Source organism: Sphingobium sp. ZW T5_29 (assembly GCF_044987515.1).
Taxonomy (GTDB): domain Bacteria; phylum Pseudomonadota; class Alphaproteobacteria; order Sphingomonadales; family Sphingomonadaceae; genus Sphingobium.
Genome location: NZ_JBJDRM010000006.1, coordinates 1 through 15,023 on the forward strand (window position 1 = coordinate 1; position 15,023 = coordinate 15,023).

Sequence of the window (15,023 nt, forward strand, 5' to 3'; positions counted from 1 at the left end):
GGCTGGGCGGGGGTGAGGCGTCGGATGGCGCGATCCTCTCGCCGATGCCGGGGCGGATCATTTCCGTTTCGGTGGCTGTGGGAGACAAGGTGGCGAAGGGGCAGAAGCTGGTGACGCTGGAGGCCATGAAGATGGAACATAGCCTGGTTGCGCCTTTCGATGGCGTGGTCGCTGAACTAAACGGTGCCGAAGGCGGGCAGGTGAGCGAAGGCGCGCTGCTGGTGCAGGTCAAGAAGGCGGAGGACAGTTGATGGGGGGCAGGTTTTTCGATCAGTGGGCGGTTGGCCAGACGATCGTCCATGAAATTCGGCGCACGGTGACGGAGACGGACAATCTTCTTTTTTCCACGATGACGCATAATCCGCAGCCGCTGCATATCGATGCGGAAGCTGCGAAGGCGAGCGAATTTGGCCAGATACTGGTCAACGGCACCTTCACCTTTGCATTGATGATTGGCCTGTCCGTTGGCGATACGACGCTGGGAACGCTGATCGCCAATCTGGGATATGACAAGCTGGTCATGCCAAAGCCCGTATTCCTGGGCGACACTTTGCGCACGGAGACCGAGGTGGTGGAATTGCGGGCCAGCAAATCACGACCGGGCGCGGGCATCGTCACATTTTCGCACCGTATGTTCAATCAACGCGATGAGATTGTGTGCCAATGCTTGCGCATGACATTGATCAAAGGCAGCGGTGCATGAGGCTGCGGTCGCTGCTGTTCGTACCGGGCGACAGGCGCGACCGCTTTGCGAAGGCCGAAGCGAGTGGTGCGGACGCGATCATTCTGGACCTTGAGGATTCAGTTTCTACTCAGGCGAAGGAGCGCGCGAGAGAGGCTGTTGCAAGCCATCTGGCGAACACTGCCCCTGTGCACAGGTTGGTGAGGATCAACCCAGTCGATGGCCCCGATTGGCAGCAGGACCTGGCCTGCGCCGTGCGGGCCGACGGGATCGTCTTGCCGAAGGCACAGGGGGCGGCGACGGTGGAAATGCTGATTGCGCATATGGCGCCGCATCTGCGTGTGTTGCCCATAGCGACCGAAACGCCGCAAGCGATTTTCGAACTGGGAAGCTATGGCAGGGTTGCAGAGCGGTTATGTGGTCTCAGTTGGGGCGCGGAAGACTTGCCAGCGGCAGTCGGTGCGGTTTCCAGCCGCCACCCTGACGGGTCCTTCACTGCCCCCTATGAGAAGGTGCGTTCGCTCACCCTGTTCGGCGCTCATGCAGCGGGCGTCGCGGCGATCGAGACGGTGTATCCGGCGATTGACGATATGGAGGGGCTGAAAAGCTACGCCCTGCGCGGGGCCTATGATGGATTTACCGGCATGCTGGCCATTCATCCGGCGCAGGTGCCGGTGATAAATGCAGCCTTTACGCCCAGCGAGGCGCAAGTCGAGGCCGCGCGCCGCATCGTGGACGCCTTTGCAGCCGCGCCGGATGCAGGTGTTTTGAGGATCGACGGAAAAATGGTCGATGCACCGCACCTTGCCCAGGCGCGGAAGATATTGAGGCGCGTGGAGCAGGATGGTTGAGGCAGCGCCCGGCCTCCTTTCAAAACTTCAAGAGGATGAGTGATGAACATCGATAATGTCGTGGCGGCTATCGTCACGGGCGGGGCATCGGGCCTGGGACTGGCGACGGCGCGCAAGCTGGCTGGGGAAGGCGCCAAAGTTGCGATTTTTGACCTAAATGAAGAAGCTGGTCGGCAGGTGGCTGAGGACATTGGCGGCATTTTCGTGAGGGTCGATGTGGCGGATGACGCCAGCGTGGATGCCGGATTGGAGGCCGCTGAAAAACAGCATGGCGTGGCCCGCATCCTGGTCAACTGCGCGGGCGTCGCACCGGCGGTCAAGACGGTGGGCAAGGGTGACATGGCGCACCCGCTCGACATTTTTGCCCGGACGATATCAGTCAACCTGATCGGCACGTTCAACATGATATCGAAATTCGCGGCTCGGCTGGCCGCTGCTGACGAGATGGGTGGCGAGCGCGGGATCATAGTCAACACAGCGTCAATCGCGGCCTATGACGGGCAGATCGGGCAGGCGGCCTATAGCGCGTCAAAAGGGGGCGTGGTTGGCATGACCCTGCCCATCGCTCGCGATCTGGCCCAGCACAAGATCCGCGTGATGACCATTGCACCGGGCCTTTTCCTCACGCCGATGCTCGAATCCTTTCCACAGTCGGTGCAGGATGCCTTGGGAGCTACGGTGCCGCACCCGGCCCGGCTGGGGAAGCCCGCGGAATATGCGCAGCTCGTTGAAGCGATCGTACGCAATCCCATGCTGAATGGTGAGGTTATCCGGCTTGACGGTGCGCTGCGCATGGCTCCGCGCTAACGATGACTAGCGGCCCGATTTCCGCTTGCCCGACCAATAGGCCAGACGCTTCCTAATATCCCGTTCAAAGCCCCGTTCATTGGGGGCGTAGAGGGGGTCGGGATGAGAAGCGGCGATCTGGTCAGGGTAGAATTCCTGGCCTGAAAAAGCATCGGGCTGATCATGATCATATTGGTAGCCGACATGGTAGCCCAGTTCCTTCATCAGGGCGGTCGGCGCGTTCAATATGTGCTTGGGCGGTGGCAGCGATCCTGTCTGGCGCGCCAATGCCATTGCGCGGTCGAGCGCCTGATAGGAGGCATTTGATTTGGGAGCGGTCGCGACATAATTGATGGCCTGCGCCAGAAACAGCCTGCCTTCGGGAAGGCCGACCCGTTCGAACGCCTGCCATGCGGTGATGACTTGCACCATCGCCTGCGGATCGGCCATGCCAACATCTTCCGATGCAGCGCAGGACAGCCGCCTGAAGATGACCGCTGGATCTTCGCCGCCCACCAGCATTCGCGCAGCCCAGTATAGGGCCGCGTCCACGTCGCTGCCGCGCAGGCTTTTGTGGAAGCAACTGAGCAGGTTGAAATGCTCTTCCTTGCCCTTGTCGTAAAGTGGCGCGCGGGATTGGATGATCGATGCGAGCTGGTCGGTATCGAGCGGCGCGTCGGCCGTCAGGGTCATCAATTCCTCGCACAGGCCCAGCAGATAGCGGGCGTCACCATCGGCCATGGCGATGAGCGCATCCCGCGCGCCGGGGATGAGTGGCAGGGGCCTGGCGGAGTGCCGCTCCGCGCGCTCGATCACCCTGGACAGATCATCCGTTCCCAGGCGATTGAGCGTGAAGACTTTCGCTCTGGACAGCAGAGCCGATACCAGGCTGAAGCTGGGGTTTTCGGTGGTGGCGCCGATCAGGACAAACGTGCCGTCTTCGATCGCCGGGAGCATGGCATCCTGCACCGGGCGGGAAAAGCGATGAAGTTCATCGATGAACACGGCGGTGGGGCGTCCGCCGCTGTCGCGCAGCGCTGATGCAGCGGCGATAGCCTTGCGAAGGTCAGCGATGCCGGTGGATACCGCCGATAGCTGGGTGAATTCATATCCTGCCTCCGCCGCGATCAGCCGGGCGATGGTGGTTTTGCCAACGCCGGGCGGGCCCCACAGGACGAAGGACGACAGTCGCTTGTTCGTCAGCATCCGGCCTAAAGGACCGTCGGGAGACAGGAGATGTTCCTGCCCGATGACCTCAGCTATCGACGACGGGCGCAGGGTTTCGGCGAGCGGCTTCGACGCGCTATGGGTGAACAAAGTGCCGGTCATCGGCGCGCCGTGGCCTTTATCGGCGCTTTGACGAGATGAATGAAAAGGTCAGCCATCATGCCGATATAGGATAGCATGGTCGGTCATGGAACCGGGCTGGATCGTGGCGGCGCGCCCTGACTGCGTTGGCGGATTACGCGGAGGTAGGTGTCCACCAGTGCCTGATTCACTTGGTCCCAGCCATAATGTTCCGCCTCCGCAATGGCGGCGGCTCCTGCTTTTTCGCGGCTGTCGGCGTCGTTGCAATAGGTTGCGAGCGCGTCGGCAAAGGCGCCGATCGCGCCCGGACGTATGAGGCGGCCCGTCCTGCCTTCGCTGACCAGGCTTTCGCTGCCGGTGGCGCGGGCGGCAACGGTTGGTAGGCCGCAAGCCATCGCTTCCAGCGTCACATTGCCGAAGGTTTCGGTGATCGAAGGATTGAACAGCATGTCCATGCTGGCAACGGCTCGCCCAAGGTCCGCGCCCTGCTGAAACCCGGTGAAGATCGCATTGGGAAGCCGGTTCTGGAACCATTCGCGCGCGGGGCCGTCGCCCACGACCAGCACCTTGTGCCGGACCTGACGCTGCGCGAGCTGATCAATGGTGTCGGAAAAGACGTCCAGCCCCTTTTCCATCACCAGCCGCCCAATGAAGCCGATGGCGGGTTCGTCGTCGGCAATCCCCAGTGAATGCCGCCAGTCAGGATCGCGGCGAGCGGGGTGGAAAATGTCCCGGTCTATCCCGCGCGTCCAGATGCCGACGTCATAGCTCATCCGCTGTTCGCGTAGCAGTTGCGCCATGGATTCCGATGGCGCGACAATCGCGTCGCAGCGCCTGTAGAAGCGGCGAAGCATGGATTCGATCGTCGATTCCAGAAATGCGAGGCCATAATAGCGTGGGTAGGTTTCGAAACGGGTATGCACCGATGCGATAGCGGGCAGTCCTGCGTTTCGGGCCCAGCTGACAGCGCGATGTCCCAACGGGTCGGGGCTGGAAACGTGAACAAGATTTGGGCGGAATGACCGCAGGTCCCGGCGGACGTGGCGGGACATGCGATAGGACACGCGATATTCCCGCCGACCCGGCACGGGAAAGGATGGCGCGCTGACCAGTTCACCGGTCGGTTCGAAAGCCGGCGTATCCGTCGTGGGCGAATAGATGCGCACCGCAGCGCCCTGACGCAGCAGATATTCCACGAAGCGATTGAGCGCCTGGTTCGCGCCGTCCCGCACATAATTATAATTGCCGCTGAACAGCGCGACGCGAAGGCCGGTTACATCCATCTGTCGCCCCTTAACCCAGCCGAATGCAAAACCCAAGGGAACCCCGTGCGCGATTGGGATTTTTGCAGCCATCAATGGAGATTTGAGCGGACGGCGCGGCTGCGCCGCGAAGGAGAGAATGGGAATGACCGGAGGTTTTCGAAAAGGCATGCGGGTCAGGTGGAATTGGGGACAGGGCGTTGGTTGGGGACATGTGGCTGAACGGTTCGACCGGCCAGTTGAAAGGACGATCGAAGGGGCGCTCATCCGGCGCAACGGTTCAGCCAGGAACCCCGCCTATCTCGTCAGCACCGACAATGACGGCGAAGTGCTGAAACTGGGGTCGGAGCTTAGCCGCGCCTGATCCTTGGCCATCGCCAATCGATCAGGCGCATGCCATAGGGCCGCTATGGCGGATTTCCTGACGATCGAGGCGCTGTTGACTGGTGCGCCGGTTCCATTTCGCGATGGGGACTATAGTGCCATTGCCAAGCAGCCTGTCACCGGCCCCGTTCGGATCGGCTGGATGGGATTGGACGGGGACAATGTTGCTGACCTGATCCACCATGGCGGGTGGGACAAGGCCATACATCTTTATCCGCAGGACCATTATAGCTGGTGGCAGGATCGCAAGCCGGGCCACCCTCTGCTGAACGCGCCCGGCGCCTTTGGCGAGAATATAGCCTCACGCGGTATGACGGAGGAGGAAATCTGCCTGGGCGATCGATTTTCGCTAGGGAGCGCTATCGTTGAAGTGAGCCACGGGCGTCAGCCATGCTGGAAGTTGGATCATCGCTTTGGCGAACGCAATGTGATGGCTGCGATGGTGAAGACGGCACGTTCCGGCCTGTATTTTCGGGTTCTGCGCGAAGGGGAGGCGGAAGCCGGGACCCGGATGCAGCTGTTGGATCGGGTGCTGCCGGAATGGCCCATCGCGCGCGTCTTTCGATTGCTGATCGGCGGTGGGCATAAGGCAGAGCCTGCGGCGGTGCGCGCGCTGGCGGGCATGACTGTCCTCGCCGAAGTATGGCGGGAGCGTGCCCGCAAACTGTCGGGGTAGGACGCCAAAGCGGATATCTGCCTGCGTCCCGACATACTGGCATCTGGTAAGGGACGAAGCGGCTCCCTATAGCTGCGTCATGGCATCAACCGAAAAGAAGAAATCAATCAAGGTGCGGCGCACAGGCCTGCCGACCCGCGATCAAGTGATGGAGTTCATTGCTTCGTCCGACCAGCCTGCGGGCAAGCGGGAGATTGCGAAGGCCTTTGGCCTTCACGCGCAGGACAAGATTGCGCTGAAGGCGCTCCTTAAGGACATGGCGGATGAGGGGCTGATCGACGTTGGGCCTGCGCGCGCCTTTCACAAAATGGGCGGATTGCCGAAGGTGACGGTGCTTCGCATCGTGGATGTCGATGGCGCAACTTTGATCGGCACGCCGGAACGGTGGGAAGCCGAAGGTCAGCCCGCGCCACGGCTGCGCGTGGTGGAGCGCGGCAAGCGCGGTGCGTTGACCATCGGCGATCGTATCCTGGCCCGGACGGAAGAGGCGGGACGCGGCTTCGTCGCTCACCCGATGAAGAAGCTGGCCAAGGCCAGCGAGGAATTGCTGGGCGTGGTGGAAGAAGGCGATGGCGGGAAATTGTGGCTGCGCCCGGTCGACAAGCGCATTCGCAAGGACACGCCTATCAGCGATGTCGGCAGCGCCAAGCCCGGCGACCTCGTGCTGGCCGAGCCGGTCGGCAGGCCACCGCGGATCAGCGCCCGCATCACTGACATATTGGGCGATCCCTTCGCTCCGCGCAGTTTCAGCCTGATCGCTATCCACAAACACGGCATTCCCCATGTCTTCCCCGAACGGGCGGAGGAAGAAGCGGTCGTTGCGTCTGACCTGCCGCTTCATGAGGACAAGCGCGAGGACCTGCGTCACTTGCCTATCGTCGCGATCGACCCGGCCGACGCGCGCGATCATGACGATGCGGTCTGGGCCGCGCCCGATGATGATCCAGCCAATCCGGGGGGCTATCGCGCGATCGTCGCCATCGCCGACGTCAGCTATTATGTCCGGCCCGGCAGCGCACTCGACAAGGAAGCCCGCAAGCGGGGGAACAGCGTTTATTTTCCTGACCTGGTGGTTCCGATGCTGCCGCATCAGCTGTCGTCGGACATGTGTTCGCTGCGGGCGGAGAAAGACAGGGCGGCCATGGCCTGCCATCTGGTCGTCAATGCTTCGGGCAATGTCACCAGTTGGCGCTTTTCACGGGCGGTCATCCGCGTCGCCGCGGTCATGGCCTATGAGGATGCGCAGGCGGCGATCGACGGCGGGCAGGATAATGCACTGCTCGAACCCGCGCTGAAGCCCTTGTGGGAATGCTGGAAACTGCTGCGCAAGGCGCGGGACAAGCGCGAGCCGCTGGCGCTGGATTTGCCCGAAAGGCGCGTGGTGCTGGACGACAATGGAAAGATCGTCAGCGTCGCGGTGCGCGAACGGCTCGACGCTCACATGCTGATCGAAGATTATATGATCGCCGCCAACGTCGCGGCGGCCAAGGCGCTGGAGGCGAAGAAAGCACCGGTCATGTACCGGGTGCATGAGCCGCCCAGCCGCGAGAAGCTGGTTGCGCTCAAGGATTTTCTGGCAACATTCGACATGGAATTTGCGCTGGGCCAGGTCATCAAGCCCGCCACCTTCAATCGGTTGATCGACCGGGTGAAGGACACGGAAGAAAAGCCGCAGATCATGGAACAGATACTGCGCAGCCAGACGCAGGCCTATTACAGCCCGCAGAATATGGGGCATTTTGGCCTGTCTCTGGGATCATACGGCCATTTCACGTCCCCCATCAGGCGTTATGCGGACTTGCTGGTTCATCGCGCGTTGGTCGGTGCTTATGGGTTGGAACTGCCCGCTCCCAAGGGCAGCGTCATTCCAGAGAGGACGGCGCTTAGCGGCGAAGATTTCGAGAATATGGGCCGCATTGGCGAGATGATCAGCCAATATGAGCGGCGCGCGATGGAGGCGGAGCGTGAGACCATCGACCGCTATGTCGCCGCATTCCTGGCCGCCCATGTAGGCGAGGTGGTGGACGCGCGCATCACCGGCGTCCAGAGCTTCGGCTTTTTCGCCACGGTCGAAGGGCTGGGCGGCGATGGGCTGGTGCCGGTGTCGACGTTGGGAGACGAGCGCTTTTTCTATGATGAAGCCGCCCGCGCGCTGGAGGGAGTGGAAAGCGGCGATCGTTACACGTCGGGGCAGCGGCTGCCGCTCCGGCTGGTGGAAGCCGACCCGATCAACGCAGTGTTGCGCTTTGAACTGCCGGACGCGCCGCCGCAGCGGCCGAGTTTCAAGAGGGACAGGATGCGTCCGGGGATCAAGCGGGGCCGTCCGGCCAACATCCGGCATGCAGGGTCAAAGCGGGGCAAGCATCGGCGGTAGCCGTGGGGCGCGTGCCTTTCAGCTCAGGCGGTCGATGGCTTCAGCATCCAGGCCGCCGGGGATGATCATGATTGGGCAGGGCAGCTTGCCTGCATCCGCGCCGGCAAAGTGCGATACGAGCGCACCGGGCGGGCCGCTGGCCGCTGCGCCCAGGACCAGCGCGGCGACATCGGTCATTTCATTCAGCGTTTCCCGCACGATGGCGACCGGTTCGCCTTGCCGCACGGTGATGCTGGGGCGGATGCCCGATTCCTCGGTCAGGGTGCCAGCCGCGCTCGTCACCAGCGCTTCGGCGCGTTGGACCGCTTCATCCTCCATCGTGGCCTGCACGCCGCCCCACTGGACGAACTCAGCGGGCGGGATCAGCGCGAGGATGCGAATGGCGCCCGCCGTCTTGGCCGCGCGACGGGCGGCGAAGCGCAACGCAGTCTCCGCTTCGGGTGATTCGTCTACGACGACCAGATAAGTCCGCATGGAATGAAACCCCGGATCGGGAGCAGGCCGACCAGCGCCGCTCTTGCTTCTTGAACCGATTTGGAAAATCTTGAACCGGTCTGGTGAGATGTGACTCATTATCGCCCGCTATGCAAGGCATGGCCTTGACCGTTCCGGCCAAAGGGTGAAAACGGCTGACAACGCCGCCCCACGGTTCGGAAAAGAAGAGAGGCCATCGCTCATGAGCAAAAAAGTCCAGATGCCCGCCCTGTCGCCCACGATGGAAGAAGGAACGTTGGCGAAGTGGCTGGTGAAGGAGGGCGACACCGTTTCATCGGGCGACCTGCTGGCGGAGATTGAGACCGACAAGGCGACGATGGAATTCGAAGCCGTGGATGAAGGCAAGATCGCCAAGATTCTGATCAGCGAAGGATCTGAAGGTGTGAAGGTGGGAACGGTCATCGCGATCATCGCCGAGGAAGGTGAGGATCTGGCGGAGGCAGCGCAGAATGATGCAGCCGCGCCCAAGGCGGATGCCAAGCCCAAGGCCGAAGCGGCTGCGTCTGCAGCGCCTGCTGCTGATCCGGCTCCCGCTGCCAAGGCGGATGCCGCGCCTGCACAGCAGGACGGAAAGCGTGTCAAGGCAAGCCCGCTGGCGCGTCGGATCGCGGAGCGGTCGGGCATCGACCTTGCCAGCCTTAAAGGCAGCGGACCTAATGGACGCGTTGTGAAGGCCGATCTGGAAGGGGCGGAGAAGGGCGCGCCGAGGGCTGCCCAGGCTACTGCGCCTGCTGCCGCTGCGCCCACCCCCGTCGCTCCGGCGACAGCTCAGGACTTTGGCATTCCGCATGAGGTCGTGAAGTTGAGCGGCATGCGCAAGACGATTGCGCGGCGGCTGACGGAATCGAAGCAGCAGGTGCCCCACATCTACCTGACCGTGGACGTTCAGCTCGACAAGCTGCTGAAGCTCCGGTCGGAACTCAATGCCGGACTGGCGGGCCGTGGCGTCAAGCTGTCGGTCAATGATCTGTTGATCAAGGCGCTGGGCGTCGCGCTGGTGCAGGTGCCCGAATGCAATGTGCAGTTCGCGGGCGACCAGATGCTGCAGTTCAAGCGCGCGGACATTTCCGTCGCGGTGTCCATTCCCGGCGGCCTGATCACGCCAATCGTCACCGAGGCCGACAGCAAGAGCGTGTCGGCAATCTCAACCGCCATGAAGGACCTGGCCAGCCGGGCCAAGGACGGCAAGCTGGCGCCGCAGGAATATCAGGGGGGCACCGCGTCCCTGTCCAACATGGGCATGTTCGGCATCAAGCAGTTCGAAGCCGTCATCAACCCGCCACAGGGCATGATCATGGCAATCGGCGCGGGCGAGAAACGGCCCTTCGTCGTGGATGACGCGCTTCAGATCGCAACGGTCATGTCGGCTACCGGCAGCTTCGACCACCGCGCCATCGACGGAGCGGACGGTGCCCGCCTGATGCAGGCATTCCGCGAACTGGTTGAAAACCCGCTCGGTATGCTGGCCTGATGGCGCGGCCGGACGAAACGCCGCCTGACCAAAGTCCGGCGGTGCGAGTAATAGCCATGCCCGCCGACACCAATCCTTATGGGGATATTTTCGGCGGCTGGTTGATGAGCCTGATGGATTCCGCCGCTGGATCGGTGGCGGCCAGGCACAGTCATGGGCGCGCCGTCACCATCGCGGTGGAGGGCATGGCCTTCCTGCGTCCGGTGGTGGTTGGCGATGAAGTTTCTGTGTTTGCCGCGCTGAAGTCCGTTGGGCGCACGTCGATGAAGATCGACGTCGAAGCGTGGCGTCGCACGCGCCATGACGACCGGTCCTACCGGGTCACCCAGGCGACCTTCACATTTGTGGCGATCGGTGAGGATCGCCAACCCCGTTCCGTGCCGCCTTTGACGCCATCGGCGGCGGCTTGATCTTCCTGCGCAAAAGGAAAGTTTACCATGGCTGAGAATTACGATCTCATCGTTTTGGGTTCCGGCCCCGGCGGCTATGTAGCCGCGATCCGCGCTGCCCAGCTGGGGTTGAAGACCGCCATCGTGGAGCGCGAAAATCTGGGCGGCATCTGCCTCAACTGGGGCTGCATCCCGACCAAGGCGCTGCTGCGTTCGGCTGAAATCTATCATTATATGCAGCATGCCGGGGACTATGGACTGGCGGCTGAAAAGATCAGCGCTGACATCGAGGCCGTGGTGAAGCGGTCGCGTGGTGTCGCCAAGCAGCTTAATCAGGGCGTCACGCACCTGATGAAGAAGAACAAGATCACCGTTCACATGGGTGAGGGCAAGCTGACCGGCAAGGGCAAGCTGTCCGTGACCAGGGACGGAAAGACCGAAGAGCTGACGGCGAAGAATATCATCGTCGCTACCGGCGCGCGGGCGCGCGACCTGCCCGGCACGCCTGCCGACGGCAAGCGGGTGTGGACCTATCGCCATGCCATGACCCCGCCGGAAATGCCGACCAAGCTGCTGGTCATCGGTTCCGGCGCGATCGGGATCGAATTCGCCAGCTTCTATAACGACATGGGCGCGGACGTGACCGTGGTCGAGATGATGGATCGGGTCGTGCCGGTGGAAGATGCGGACGTGTCTGCCTTCCTGGAAAAGGCGCTTAAGAAGCAGGGCATGACCATCCTGACCGGCGCTGGCGTCAGCGACATTCAGGTCGGTGCGAATGGGATCAAGGCGAAGCTGAAGGACAAGGCTGGCAAGGAAAGCGCCGCCGAATTCAGCCATATGATCGTCGCTATCGGCATCGTTCCGAACACTGCCGACATCGGCCTTAAGGAACTGGGCGTCGCCATGGACGATCGCGGATTTTTGAAAACCGACGAGATGTGCCGGACCAATGTCGACGGGCTGTGGGCGATTGGCGACATCACCGCGCCGCCATGGCTGGCACATAAGGCGAGCCATGAAGGCGTGATCGCCGCCGAAGCCATTGCCGGGAAGCATCCCCATGCGATGGATGTGCGCAACATTCCGGGCTGCACCTATTGCCACCCGCAGATTGCCAGCGTCGGCCTGACCGAAGCCAAGGCCAAGGAGGCAGGGTATGAGGTCAAGGTCGGCATGTTCCCGTTCATTGGCAATGGCAAGGCAATCGCGCTGGGCGAGTCGGAAGGCTTTACGAAGACGGTCTTCGACGCCAAGACCGGCGAGCTGCTGGGCGCGCACATGGTCGGGGCGGAAGTGACGGAGATGATCCAGGGCTTCACCGTCGGCAAGACGCTGGAAACGACCGAGGCCGATCTGATGCACACGGTCTTTCCGCACCCCACCATTTCGGAATCGATGCATGAAAGCGTGCTCGCAGCCTATGGCAGAGCTCTCCATATCTGATCGATGCGCATGGCGAAGGGGGGGGATGGCTTTCGCCGTTTCACTCCTTTGCGTTTTCCTGATCGCGCTGCTCCAGCAATCGGGCGCGACCGATGCGCTCAACCTTGCCGGGATGGGTGCAGCTGGAGCGGCGCGGGATACGCAAGTTGGCGTGGTCGTGACGATAGTGATGCAGGCCGCGTCGATGGCGGGGGGAAGCGGAGGCCGCCTGCTATTGTTCAACGTCGCCCTTGCCGGATTGCTGTGGCAGGGCAGGCGGATCGCCGCGCTATGGCTGACCTTCACCATGGCAGGCGGCACCTTGCTGAATCTGGGCCTGAAACAGATTTTCGCCGCGCCACGCCCCGATTTGCTGCCCCATCTGGACATCGTTAACAGCTACAGTTTCCCCAGCGGGCATGCGGCGGGAAACATGATCCTGTTCGGCGCGATCGCGTTACTGATCAGCCGACCGATGGCCTACATGGTGAGCGGCATGATCATTCTGCTGATCGGAGTCAGCCGCATTTGGCTGGGCGTCCATTGGCCCACCGACGTTCTGGCGGGCTGGGTCGTCGGGTTGGGCTGGCTCGCTTTCTGCCGGTGCTGGCTACCAGCGCGGGGAAGGGAGCAGCAGCGCGTCGCTCAGGCGGTCAAAGGGGGGCATGCCGTCGGCGGTGACGAAACCGTGTACCCAGAAGCTGTCGAAGGCGCTGGCCATCGCCACGGCGAGCAGCAGTAGCGCCGCGCCCGCAAATATCGGGCGCGCACCCCGCACGGCGGTTTCGGGCATGATCGCCAATAATAGGAGCGGCAGGATGGGCAGGAAATAACGACCCTGCGTTCCCTGGATATAGTCAGCGCCGAGCGGGGTTCCCGTCAGGTACATCGCCGTTTCGATGAGCAGCGCGCTGCCCGCCGCCACCGCGATCCACCAGAGGCGCTGCCCGATACCGATCTGCACACCCGATCCGCTAAGCACCCCGGCACCGATCATCAGTGCGGCAAGAGGATAGGCGGCGAGCGGCAGCAATATGGCGTTCCAGCCGAAACGACCGACGATCTGAAGCGCGTAAACGGGCGCACGGTCGACCACGCTGGAACAGAGGATACGCACATAGGCGACCGGGTCTGCCAGGATCACGCCAAGCTGATCGGCCAGCGGCGCGGTCATGGCATGTTCGCCGGTTTTGCGCGAAGCGATATGGTATAGCGCCTGGCTTCCGCCCGACATTTTCATCCATGCGATGAATGCAATTGCGCCAACCGCCATCGCCGCGACCAGCAACCAGGGACGCAGGTCGCGCCGCATTTCAGGGCGGGTCAAACCGGCGGCCATCAGCGGCAGATAGACACCCTTTGCAAGCGCCAGCAGCGGGGCCGCAGCCAACAGGCCGATGGATCGTGCCGGGGTGACACCCATGAATGCGATGCGCAGCGCAAGGGCGAGGCCCAGGAAGCCCATGCCATTGATTACCGCATCGGGTGATAAAGACCCTGTTTGGTAGCTGAACATCGGCAGCAATGCCGTTGCGAGCATCGCGCTCCGTCCGAAGGGCAATAGGGAAAGCGCCAAAGTCAGGAGGCCCAGTCCGGCCAACGCATTCACGATACGTCCGGTATAAAAGCTGCCCAGTCGGGGCAGGCCCGCCGCGTCCCCCAGCATCAGCCCGACTGCGCCCGGCGCATACAGGCTGGGCGCATAGCTGGCGACGTTGGGGAAGTCGGCGAAATCCGTTCCTGGCCGCGCGTCATCTGCGGCCCACGCTTTTGCCAGCATGTCGGGGTCGAAGCGGCGGAGCGTCGCAGGCACATCTGTCGCAAAATCTGCGCCATGCAGGTCCACTGCCGCACGGGGCAGTTCCGCGCCGATCATCGTCCCCCGCGTCTGCGTGAAAACGCGCCCTTCGGCGAGGAGGAGCGCTTTCATATAATGCTGGTTTTCGTCGGGAGCCTGAAAAGGTGGCGTGATCAGGGCGAAGAACAGGGTCGAAAGGCAAATGGCGGCCAAGAGCCATTGCTGCACAGGCGTGGCGGGCGCTGAAACAGGTAGATATGCGCGGCGCGTTTCAGCCGTCGATAATCGTTCGTTCCGCAAGGATTGCGCCCCCCTGATCGCATGCCGGACCGGGATGTTAACGCCCAGACCTTAATATTTCCGTCGCGTTGCTTGTGGCGGGCAAAAGATTACAGGGTCGAAGCAATTTCCTTGGCAAGCCAGGTTGGCAGGGTGGCGGGATCGATGGTTTCGACGCGCCGAAGCTCGATGGAAATACCCATGTCGGGAAGGGCGGCCCGTTGCCGCTTTTCATCGGCCTCAGCTATCGGAACAGCGACGAGCCGCCGGTTGATCTTGCTGCGATAATGCATCCGCGCAGTGTTTTCCTGCCCCACATAGCAACCCTTGTCATAGTCGACACCGCCCAGTTCTTCGGCGTTGGTTTCCAGCCAGAGCAGCTGATCCTGCCCAAGTTCGCCGACGCCTTCGAAAATGCCGAGCGACAGGCGGTGCGCGCGGAATGCGGCGGCGGCGTCGCCCGGACTTGCCGGAGCGAGCCAGCGATGGCCGAGCGCAGGGAGGCGTGGGTCGAGGGGCTTTTCGCTTTGGTCGAGGGACCAATGAACGGCCAGATTCTCTTCGCGAGCGACCATGACTTTGCGGCGCAGGCGGTAGAGGGTCAGGCGCCGCGTGAGCGCGCCCGCCTGCGCAGCTTCGCAATCTATCAGCACGTCATCGCCATCGGCCCAAAGGATGAAGTCGAAAAGCGCCTTGCCCTGCGGCGTCAGCAGCCCGCCCCAGCGCGGCGCGTCCGCTGTCAGGGTAAGGACATCGCGCGTCAGAAGTCCCTGGAGGAAGCTTTTTGCCTCTTCACCCGAAATTCTGAGGAGGGCGCGGTCGGTTAAGGTGGTGCCGGTCATC

At 62.5% G+C, this 15,023-nt stretch carries 15 protein-coding genes and 1 pseudogene; 11 read left to right on the plus strand and 5 right to left on the minus strand.

What is annotated here, in order from left to right; translation table 11 throughout:
- The 4 genes from ACI3KQ_RS06275 to ACI3KQ_RS06290 all read left to right on the plus strand — a co-directional run.
- Nucleotides 1-251, plus strand: a 251-nt coding sequence (locus ACI3KQ_RS06275) for an acetyl-CoA carboxylase biotin carboxyl carrier protein subunit (protein ID WP_404955851.1), incomplete at its 5' end; no start/stop codon positions are given.
- Nucleotides 251-703, plus strand: a complete 453-nt coding sequence (locus ACI3KQ_RS06280; protein WP_404955853.1) for a MaoC family dehydratase — start codon at nt 251-253, stop codon at nt 701-703. The genes ACI3KQ_RS06275 and ACI3KQ_RS06280, both read left to right, overlap by 1 nt.
- A complete protein-coding gene (locus ACI3KQ_RS06285) occupies nt 700-1,533 on the plus strand; it encodes an HpcH/HpaI aldolase/citrate lyase family protein (RefSeq protein ID WP_404955854.1) in 834 nt (277 codons plus the stop codon). Before ACI3KQ_RS06280 ends, ACI3KQ_RS06285 begins: the two co-directional genes overlap by 4 nt.
- A 42-nt stretch (nt 1,534-1,575) precedes the next feature.
- Nucleotides 1,576-2,340, plus strand: coding sequence for an SDR family NAD(P)-dependent oxidoreductase (locus tag ACI3KQ_RS06290; protein WP_404955856.1), 765 nt, complete (start codon nt 1,576-1,578; stop codon nt 2,338-2,340).
- A 6-nt stretch (nt 2,341-2,346) separates the two neighbouring features.
- Here the strand turns inward: ACI3KQ_RS06290 and ACI3KQ_RS06295 are convergent, their stop codons facing one another.
- Together ACI3KQ_RS06295 and ACI3KQ_RS06300 are read right to left on the minus strand one after the other, a co-directional pair.
- A complete protein-coding gene (locus ACI3KQ_RS06295) occupies nt 2,347-3,648 on the minus strand; it encodes a replication-associated recombination protein A (protein ID WP_404955858.1) in 1,302 nt (433 codons plus the stop codon).
- An 83-nt stretch (nt 3,649-3,731) separates the two neighbouring features.
- The gene (locus ACI3KQ_RS06300) at nt 3,732-4,910 is read right to left on the minus strand and encodes a glycosyltransferase family 4 protein (protein WP_404955860.1); all 1,179 of its coding nucleotides are present in this window, start codon (nt 4,908-4,910) and stop codon (nt 3,732-3,734) included.
- A gap of 124 nt (nt 4,911-5,034) precedes the next feature.
- On the opposite strand from ACI3KQ_RS06300, the gene ACI3KQ_RS06305 reads away from it, so the two are divergent.
- From ACI3KQ_RS06305 to rnr, 3 genes are all read left to right on the plus strand, one after another.
- A complete protein-coding gene (locus ACI3KQ_RS06305; RefSeq protein WP_404955862.1) occupies nt 5,035-5,253 on the plus strand; it encodes a DUF2945 domain-containing protein in 219 nt (72 codons plus the stop codon).
- Between the two features lie 45 nt (nt 5,254-5,298).
- Nucleotides 5,299-5,949 carry an MOSC domain-containing protein gene (locus ACI3KQ_RS06310; RefSeq protein WP_404955864.1) on the plus strand — a complete coding sequence of 217 codons (651 nt, stop codon included), beginning with the start codon at nt 5,299-5,301 and terminating at the stop codon, nt 5,947-5,949.
- A gap of 79 nt (nt 5,950-6,028) precedes the next feature.
- Entirely contained in the window at nt 6,029-8,323 is a 2,295-nt protein-coding gene (rnr, locus tag ACI3KQ_RS06315) for a ribonuclease R (RefSeq protein ID WP_404955865.1), read from the plus strand.
- 18 nt (nt 8,324-8,341) lie between these two features.
- Here the strand turns inward: rnr and ACI3KQ_RS06320 are convergent, their stop codons facing one another.
- Nucleotides 8,342-8,797, minus strand: coding sequence for a universal stress protein (locus ACI3KQ_RS06320; protein WP_404955867.1), 456 nt, complete (start codon nt 8,795-8,797; stop codon nt 8,342-8,344).
- A gap of 202 nt (nt 8,798-8,999) precedes the next feature.
- Between ACI3KQ_RS06320 and ACI3KQ_RS06325 the strand changes: the two genes are divergently transcribed.
- The 4 genes and pseudogenes from ACI3KQ_RS06325 to ACI3KQ_RS06340 form a co-directional block, all read left to right on the plus strand.
- On the plus strand, nt 9,000-10,289 hold the full coding sequence (locus ACI3KQ_RS06325) for a pyruvate dehydrogenase complex dihydrolipoamide acetyltransferase (RefSeq protein WP_404955869.1): 1,290 nt from the start codon (nt 9,000-9,002) through the stop codon (nt 10,287-10,289).
- Nucleotides 10,289-10,699, plus strand: coding sequence for an acyl-CoA thioesterase (locus ACI3KQ_RS06330; RefSeq protein ID WP_404955871.1), 411 nt, complete (start codon nt 10,289-10,291; stop codon nt 10,697-10,699). The genes ACI3KQ_RS06325 and ACI3KQ_RS06330 overlap by 1 nt, the downstream gene beginning before the upstream one ends.
- 27 nt (nt 10,700-10,726) lie before the next feature.
- A complete protein-coding gene (lpdA, locus tag ACI3KQ_RS06335; protein WP_404955873.1) occupies nt 10,727-12,124 on the plus strand; it encodes a dihydrolipoyl dehydrogenase in 1,398 nt (465 codons plus the stop codon).
- Between the two features lie 286 nt (nt 12,125-12,410).
- Nucleotides 12,411-12,668, plus strand: a pseudogene (locus ACI3KQ_RS06340) (phosphatase PAP2 family protein); the annotation flags it as partial.
- A gap of 45 nt (nt 12,669-12,713) precedes the next feature.
- Here ACI3KQ_RS06340 and ACI3KQ_RS06345 read toward each other — a convergent pair.
- Nucleotides 12,714-14,201, minus strand: coding sequence for a DUF2142 domain-containing protein (locus tag ACI3KQ_RS06345; RefSeq protein ID WP_404955874.1), 1,488 nt, complete (start codon nt 14,199-14,201; stop codon nt 12,714-12,716).
- 89 nt (nt 14,202-14,290) lie between these two features.
- The gene (locus ACI3KQ_RS06350) at nt 14,291-15,022 is read right to left on the minus strand and encodes a YgfZ/GcvT domain-containing protein (RefSeq protein ID WP_404955876.1); all 732 of its coding nucleotides are present in this window, start codon (nt 15,020-15,022) and stop codon (nt 14,291-14,293) included.
- Between the last annotated feature and the right edge of the window lies 1 nt (nt 15,023).

Bases quoted from the DNA above. Each gene is read 5' to 3' on its own strand.
- ACI3KQ_RS06300 (WP_404955860.1), bottom strand. From the start codon at position 4,910: ATGGATGTAACCGGCCTTCGCGTCGCGCTGTTCAGCGGCAATTATAAT.
- ACI3KQ_RS06330 (WP_404955871.1), top strand. From the start codon at position 10,289: ATGGCGCGGCCGGACGAAACGCCGCCTGACCAAAGTCCGGCGGTGCGA.
- lpdA (WP_404955873.1), top strand. From the start codon at position 10,727: ATGGCTGAGAATTACGATCTCATCGTTTTGGGTTCCGGCCCCGGCGGC.
- ACI3KQ_RS06280 (WP_404955853.1), top strand. From the start codon at position 251: ATGGGGGGCAGGTTTTTCGATCAGTGGGCGGTTGGCCAGACGATCGTC.
- ACI3KQ_RS06295 (WP_404955858.1), bottom strand. From the start codon at position 3,648: ATGACCGGCACTTTGTTCACCCATAGCGCGTCGAAGCCGCTCGCCGAA.
- ACI3KQ_RS06325 (WP_404955869.1), top strand. From the start codon at position 9,000: ATGAGCAAAAAAGTCCAGATGCCCGCCCTGTCGCCCACGATGGAAGAA.
- ACI3KQ_RS06320 (WP_404955867.1), bottom strand. From the start codon at position 8,797: ATGCGGACTTATCTGGTCGTCGTAGACGAATCACCCGAAGCGGAGACT.
- rnr (WP_404955865.1), top strand. From the start codon at position 6,029: ATGGCATCAACCGAAAAGAAGAAATCAATCAAGGTGCGGCGCACAGGC.
- ACI3KQ_RS06285 (WP_404955854.1), top strand. From the start codon at position 700: ATGAGGCTGCGGTCGCTGCTGTTCGTACCGGGCGACAGGCGCGACCGC.
- ACI3KQ_RS06305 (WP_404955862.1), top strand. From the start codon at position 5,035: ATGACCGGAGGTTTTCGAAAAGGCATGCGGGTCAGGTGGAATTGGGGA.
- ACI3KQ_RS06290 (WP_404955856.1), top strand. From the start codon at position 1,576: ATGAACATCGATAATGTCGTGGCGGCTATCGTCACGGGCGGGGCATCG.
- ACI3KQ_RS06350 (WP_404955876.1), bottom strand. From the start codon at position 15,022: ATGACCGGCACCACCTTAACCGACCGCGCCCTCCTCAGAATTTCGGGT.
- ACI3KQ_RS06310 (WP_404955864.1), top strand. From the start codon at position 5,299: ATGGCGGATTTCCTGACGATCGAGGCGCTGTTGACTGGTGCGCCGGTT.